Annotated in this window: 3 protein-coding genes and 3 pseudogenes; 3 read left to right on the plus strand and 3 right to left on the minus strand. The window is 71.7% G+C overall.

Features of this window, described 5'->3' with window-relative positions; genetic code table 11:
• Window positions 1–69 precede the first annotated feature (69 nt).
• Window positions 70–873, plus strand: a pseudogene (locus tag ACWGJ5_RS11670) (serine/threonine-protein kinase); the annotation flags it as partial.
• 99 nt (window positions 874–972) lie between these two features.
• Window positions 973–1644: pseudogene (locus ACWGJ5_RS11675) on the plus strand (cellulose-binding protein); the annotation flags it as partial.
• A gap of 68 nt (window positions 1645–1712) precedes the next feature.
• On the opposite strand, the gene aceE reads toward ACWGJ5_RS11675, so the two are convergent.
• Both aceE and ACWGJ5_RS11685 read right to left on the minus strand, forming a co-directional pair.
• A complete protein-coding gene (aceE, locus tag ACWGJ5_RS11680) occupies window positions 1713–4415 on the minus strand; it encodes a pyruvate dehydrogenase (acetyl-transferring), homodimeric type (protein WP_453309540.1) in 2703 nt (900 codons plus the stop codon).
• 269 nt (window positions 4416–4684) lie between these two features.
• A complete protein-coding gene (locus ACWGJ5_RS11685; protein WP_453309541.1) occupies window positions 4685–5308 on the minus strand; it encodes a GntR family transcriptional regulator in 624 nt (207 codons plus the stop codon).
• Window positions 5309–5452: 144 nt separating this feature from the next.
• Between ACWGJ5_RS11685 and ACWGJ5_RS11690 the strand changes: the two are divergent.
• Window positions 5453–5545 (plus strand): annotated as a pseudogene (locus tag ACWGJ5_RS11690) (contact-dependent growth inhibition system immunity protein); the annotation flags it as partial.
• 174 nt (window positions 5546–5719) lie between these two features.
• On the opposite strand, the gene sucB reads toward ACWGJ5_RS11690, so the two are convergent.
• A partial coding sequence (gene sucB / locus ACWGJ5_RS11695) for a 2-oxoglutarate dehydrogenase, E2 component, dihydrolipoamide succinyltransferase (protein ID WP_453309542.1) occupies window positions 5720–6829 on the minus strand: 1110 nt, incomplete at its 5' end.

Below are 6829 nucleotides of genomic sequence, written 5' to 3' on the forward strand. Positions count from 1 at the left end.
CGAAGCCCGCCGGCCCGGCGGCGATCTCCTACGCTGGAGGCACATGGGGAGCGGGGGAAGGGGTGGGGCATGCGGGGGGAGATCCTCGACGGCCGGTACGAACTGGTCGAACGGCTGGGCCGGGGCGGGATGGGGCAGGTGTGGGCGGCCCGCGACACCCGCATGCACCGGGAGGTCGCGGTCAAGCTCGTCACCGCGCTGCCCAGGATCGGCGAGCACGAGACCTTCCTCCGGTTCCGCCGGGAGATCCGGTCGGCGGCCCGGCTGCCCGGCCGGTACACGGTCATCGCCCACGACTGCGGCGAGGCCGTCCTGGACGACGAACGCGTGCTCTACATGGTGATGGAACGCCTGACCGGGCGGACCCTGTACGACGCGGTCGTGCAGGAACGTCCGTCCTGGCGGCGCGCCCTGGCCTGGGCACGGCAGGTCGCCGCCGCGCTGGACGCCGCGCACCGGCAGGGCATCGTGCACCGGGACATCAAGCCCGAGAACGTCATGTTCGACGCCGAGGGCGATCTGAAGGTACTGGACTTCGGCATAGCCAAGTTCCTCGGCGACACCGTGCTCGTCAGCGGCCTGACCGGCACCGGCGTCGCCATCGGCAGCCTGCTGTACATGTCGCCGGAGCAGGCGCGCGGCGAACGCACCGTGGACCACCGCACCGACCTGTACTCCTTCGGCTGCCTGCTCTACTTCATGCTCACCGGCCGGCCCCCGCTCGTCGCCGACAACCCGTACGCGCAGATGCATCTGCTCTTCGAGGGGCGGATCGAGCCGGTGCGCGTGCTGAACGCGGCCATCCCGCCCGAGTTGGACACCCTCGTCCTCGATCTGCTGTCCTGCACCCCCGGGGAGCGTCCCGCCACGGCCCGCGAGGTCCTCGACCGGCTGGGCGAGCCGGACGCCGAGGCGGCATCCCCGGCGGGGCCGGCCGTCGCCGAGGGCGAGGCCGCCGCGCTGCGCGAAGCCGCCCTGGAGGACGCCCGGGAGCTGCGCGAGGAGGCCGCGCGTGCCGCCGAGCAGCACCGGGAGCTGGCGGAGGCGGCGGCCCGGCAGGTGCGCGCCGACACGGAGGCCTACGTCACGGAGCGCAGAACCCGGGCCGAGCGCGAGGGCGTGCGGATCGTCGAACAGGCGAAGACCGACGCCGCCGGGCTGCTGGCGCAGGCCCAGCGGGACGCGCTGGCCAAGCGCGAGGAGGCCGAGGCGCTCTTCGAGGAGACCCGCGCCAGGGCCGCGCAGGCCGCCGCCGACTTCGAGACGAACCTCGCCAAGCGGCGTGAGCAGTCGGAGCGGGATCTGGCCGCGCGGCAGCACAGGGCGGAGAAACGGCTCACGGAGATCGAGGGCCGTGCCGAGCAACTGCGCCTGGAGGCCGAGAGGTTGCGCACCGACGCCGAGCGCCGGGCCGAGGAGACGGTGACCGAGGCGCAGGAGAAGGCCGGCCGGATCCTCTCGAACGAGGCGCTGAGCGGGCTGCGACGCACGGTCGCCGCGATCATCGCCGACAGCAGATTCACCCCGGTCGGCGGACTGGTCGAACAGCGCGCCACGATCATGCGCGAGCTGACGGAACTGCACACGGCGCTGACCGGATTGGAGCAGACCGCGCAGGCGCCGCGCCCCACCGGCAAGGGCTGACAGAACGCCGTTGCGGCGGACGGAGAAGGCGCACCCTTCCTGTCCGCCGCAACGGCGACCGATCAGGCTTACAGCCCGTACTTCTCCCGGGCCTCCTTGACCGCCGTGGCCTTCACCTCGCCGCGCTTGGCGAGCTGGGCCAGGGCCGCGACGACGATCGACTCGGCGTCGACGCCGAAGTGGCGGCGGGCGGCATCACGGGTGTCCGACAGCCCGAAGCCGTCGGCGCCCAGCGAGGACCAGTCCTGCTCGACCCACTGCGCGATCTGGTCCGGGACCTGGCGCATGTAGTCGGAGACGGCCAGCACCGGGCCCTCGGCCCCCTGCAGCGCCTGGCGGACGTAGGGCACCCGCTCCTCGCCGCGCAGGAGGGCGGCGTCCGCCTCCATCGCGTCGCGGCGCAGCTCGGTCCAGGAGGTCGCCGACCAGACGTCGGCCGCGACACCCCACTCCTCGGCGAGCAGCTTCTGCGCCCGAAGGGCCCAGTGGATCGCCGTACCCGAGCCCAGCAGCTGGATGCGCGGCGCGTTGGCGGCCGGGGACAGGCCCGCCGACTCCACCGTGTTGAAGCGGTACAGGCCCTTGACGATGCCCTCGTCGATGCCGAGGCCGCCCGGCTTGGCGGGCTGCGGCAGCGGCTCGTTGTAGACCGTCAGGTAGTAGAAGACGTTCTGGTCCTCGCCCGGCTTGGCCTCGCCGTACATCCGGCGCAGACCCTCACGGACGATCACCGCGATCTCGTAGGCGAACGCGGGGTCGTACGTCAGCGCGGCCGGGTTGGTCGCGGCGATGACCGGGGAGTGGCCGTCGGCGTGCTGCAGGCCCTCACCGGTGAGCGTCGTACGGCCCGCGGTCGCGCCGACGAGGAAGCCGCGGCCGAGCTGGTCGCCGAGCTGCCACATCTGGTCGGCGGTGCGCTGCCAGCCGAACATCGAGTAGAAGATGTAGAACGGGATCATCGCCTCGCCGTGCGTCGCGTACGCGGTGGACGCGGCGATGAAGTCGGCCATCGAACCGGCCTCGGTGATCCCCTCGTTGAGGATCTGGCCGTTCTTGGCCTCCTTGTAGTACATCAGCTGGTCGCGGTCGACCGGCTCGTACGTCTGGCCCTTGGGGGAGTAGATGCCCAGGGACGGGAACAGGCTCTCCATGCCGAAGGTGCGCGCCTCGTCGGGGACGATCGGCACCCAGCGCCTGCCGGTCTCCTTGTCGCGGACCAGGTCCTTGACCAGGCGGACGAAGGCCATGGTCGTGGCCACGTTCTGCGAACCGGAGCCCTTGTCGAAGGAGGCGAAGGCCTTCTCGGCCGGGGCCGGCAGCGGGGCCGACGCGTGCGTACGGCGGGCCGGGGCAAGGCCGCCGAGGGCCGCGCGGCGCTCCTGGAGGTAGCGGACCTCGGGGGAGTCGGCGCCCGGGTGGCCGTAGGGCACCACGCCGTCGGCGAAGTCGCTGTCCTTGATCGGCAGGTCGAGCAGGTCGCGCATCGCCTTGAACTCGTCCACCGTCAGCTTCTTCATCTGGTGGTTGGCGTTCTTCGACGCGAAGCCCTCGCCGAGGGTGTGGCCCTTGACCGTCTGGGCCAGGATCACGGTCGGCGCGCCCTTGTGCTCGACGGCGGCCTTGTACGCGGCATAGACCTTGCGGGCCTCGTGTCCGCCGCGCGAGAGGTGGAAGCACTCGAGGATCTTGTCGTCGCTCAGCAGCTTCGCCATCTCCGCCAGCGCCGGGTCCTTGCCGAAGAAGTCGGCGCGGATGTAGGCGGCGTCGCGGGTCTGGTACGTCTGGACCTGCGCGTCCGGTACCTCGCGCAGGCGGCGTACCAGCGCACCCGTGGTGTCGAGGGCGAACAGCTCGTCCCAGGCGGTGCCCCACAGGGTCTTGACGACGTTCCAGCCGGCGCCGCGGAACTGGGCCTCCAGCTCCTGCACGATCTTGAAGTTGGCGCGGACCGGGCCGTCGAGGCGCTGCAGGTTGCAGTTGATGACGAAGGTGAGGTTGTCCAGCTCCTCACGGGCGGCGAGCGCGAGGGCCGCGGTCGACTCCGGCTCGTCCATCTCGCCGTCGCCCAGGAAGGCCCACACGTGGGAGGCGGAGACGTCCTTGATGCCGCGGCTGGTCAGGTAGCGGTTGAAGCGCGCCTGGTAGATCGCGGAGAGCGGGCCGAGGCCCATCGACACCGTCGGGAACTCCCACAGCCAGGGCAGGCGGCGCGGGTGCGGGTACGACGGCAGGCCGTTGCCGCCGGCCTCCTGGCGGAAGTTGTCCAGGTGGTGTTCGTTCAGCCGGCCGTCGAGGAAGGCGCGGGCGTAGATGCCGGGGGAGGCGTGGCCCTGGATGTACAGCTGGTCGCCGGAGCCGTCCCCCTCCTTGCCCTTGAAGAAGTGGTTGAAGCCGGTCTCGTACAGCCAGGCGGCGGAGGCGAAGGTGGCGATGTGGCCGCCGACGCCGTGCTTGCTGCCACGGGTCACCATCGCGGCCGCGTTCCAGCGGTTCCACGCGGTGATCCGGGCCTCCATCTCCGGGTCGCCGGGCATCGCGGGCTCGGCGGCGGTCGGGATGGTGTTGACGTAGTCGGTCTCGAGGAGCTTCGGCAGCGCGATGCCGCCCGCCTCGGCGCGCTCCAGCGTGCGGCGCATCAGGTACGCGGCGCGGTGCGGCCCGGCCTCCCTGGCGACGGCGTCGAGGGAGGCCTGCCACTCGGCGGTCTCCTCCGGGTCGCGGTCGGGGAGCTGGTCGAGCGCGCTCGGCTGGATGGCGTTGGGGTCGGTCATGTCGCCGCCTTCCTCAGTCGAAGGGGGTTCCCTCATCGGTAAGGGTTCGGGGGTGCCCTAGGTCTTTGGCAGGACAGGGCTAGGACCTCGGTGGAAGTCCGTCGGCGACTGTAACCCGCTGATCGATGATCGATCAAAGGGTTGAGGTCGAAAAATGCTTGAAACCGAGAAAGTAGGCACCCGGTGCCTACGACGATGGCACCGGGTGACGCCGAATCGCCTTGTTTTCGCAGGTGAGCGTGGGGATGCTCGACTGCGTCAGGCCCGCGTCAGGCGCGCGGCGCGCAGCCCAGAACGTGCGCCTTCACGATCTCCGCGATCCGGGGGTCCCGCCTCTTGAAGGCGGCCACCAGTTCCTCGTGCTCCTCCGCGTACGACTGCTGGACGGTGCCCAGCCAGCGGATGGACAGCGCCGTGAACACCTCGATGCCCAGGCCCTCCCAGGTGTGCAGCAGCACGGAGTTGTGCGCGGCGCGCACCAGTTCCCGGTGGAAGCCGACCGTGTGGCGGACCTGGGCGGTGCCGTCGGCCTCGCGGTCGGCCTCGTACAGCGCCAGTACGTGCGGCTCCAGGGCCGAGCAGTCCTCGGCGAGGCGGACGGCCGCCAGCTCCGCCGCGATGGCCTCCAGGCCCGCCCGGACCGGGTAGCTCTCCTCCAGGTCGGCCGCGGACAGGTTCCGCACGCGGACGCCCTTGTTCGGCGCGGACTCGATCAGCCGGAGGGACTCCAGCTCCCGCAGCGCCTCCCGTACCGGCGTCTGGCTGACCTCCAGCTCGGTGGCGATCCGCCGCTCCACGATCCGCTCACCCGGCTGCCAGCGCCCGCTGACGATCCCCTCCACGATGTGCTCGCGGATCTGTTCGCGCAGCGAGTGGACGACGGGCGCGGTCATTGAGGGCTCCTTCGGGAGGGCTGACGTTTAGACAATACGGCGGGTTCGCTTCGTGGGTAGGGCGCGTGGGCGTGCTTTGGTGCAGGTGAGACGAGGCGCACATGGTGACTGGCGTGCACGGCGGCGCCGAAGAGGCGGTGCGCGCAGTTCCTCGGCGGCTGGTTCTCCCAGGACATGCCCGACGAGTTCGGCGGGCACGACGCGGCGGTGGACGACCACGCCGCGACGACCGACCCGAGCTGGGCATGGAGGTCGAGGCCCCGGCCCGGCTCGACGTGAGCGGCGGCTCGCGCTGGTGGCGGCACGCCTTGCCTGGCGGCGCCCCGCTCGTAACGACTCGTAACGAGCAGAGCCCCCGTCCGGAGAAGGACTCCGGACGGGGGCTCTCGCCGTACTGCCTGATCAGGGAGATCAGAGACCGAGCTCGACCTCGAACTCGCCCGCCTCCAGGATCGCCTTGACCGCCGTCAGGTAACGGGCCGCGTCGGCGCCGTCGACCAGGCGGTGGTCGTAGGAGAGGGTCAGGTAGGTCATGTCGCGGACGCCGATGACCGTGCCCTCCTCGGTCTCGATGACGGCCGGACGCTTGACCGTGGCACCGATGCCGAGGATCGCGACCTGGCCCGGCGGCACGATGATCGTGTCGAACAGCGCGCCGCGCGAACCGGTGTTGGAGATGGTGAAGGTCGCACCGGACAGCTCGTCCGGGGTGATCTTGTTGGCGCGGACCTTGCCGGCCAGCTCCGCCGTGGCCTTGGCGATGCCCGCGATGTTGAGGTCGCCGGCGTGCTTGATGACCGGGGTCATCAGGCCCTTCTCGGAGTCCACCGCGATCCCGATGCTCTCGGAGTCGAAGTAGGTGATCGTGCCCTCGGCCTCGTTGATCTTGGCGTTGATGACCGGGTGGGCCTTCAGCGCCTGGGCCGCCGCCTTCACGAAGAACGGCATGGGGGAGAGCTTGACGCCCTCGCGTGCGGCGAAGGAGTCCTTGGCCTGGGTGCGCAGGCGCATCAGGCGGGTGACGTCGACCTCGACGACCGACGACAGCTGGGCCTGCTCGTGCAGCGCCTTGACCATGTTGTCGCCGATGACCTTGCGGATGCGCGGCATCTTGACGGTCTGGCCGCGCAGCGGGGAGACCTCCAGCGCCGGGGCCTTCTTCGCGGCGGCGGCAGCCGGAGCGGCAGCGGCCGGAGCCGGAGCGGCGGCGGCCTTCGCGGCCTCGGCGGCGGCGATGACGTCCTGCTTGCGGATACGGCCGCCGACGCCGGTGCCCTTGACGGTGGCCAGGTCGACGCCGTTCTCGGCGGCGAGCTTGCGCACCAGCGGGGTCACGTACGCGCCCTCGTCCGTCGCCTGGGTGGCGGTCGGGGAGGTCGGCGCGGTGGCCGGGGTCAGCGGAGACGGGGCGGGCGCCGGAGCGGCCGGGGCAGCGGCGGCGGGCGCCGGAGCCGGGGCCGGGGCGGGCGCGGCCGGGGCGGCCGGAGCCACGGGGGCGGCCGGAGCCGGGGCGGCCGGGGC

The sequence above is a fragment of the Streptomyces sp. NPDC054783 genome, from assembly GCF_053611725.1.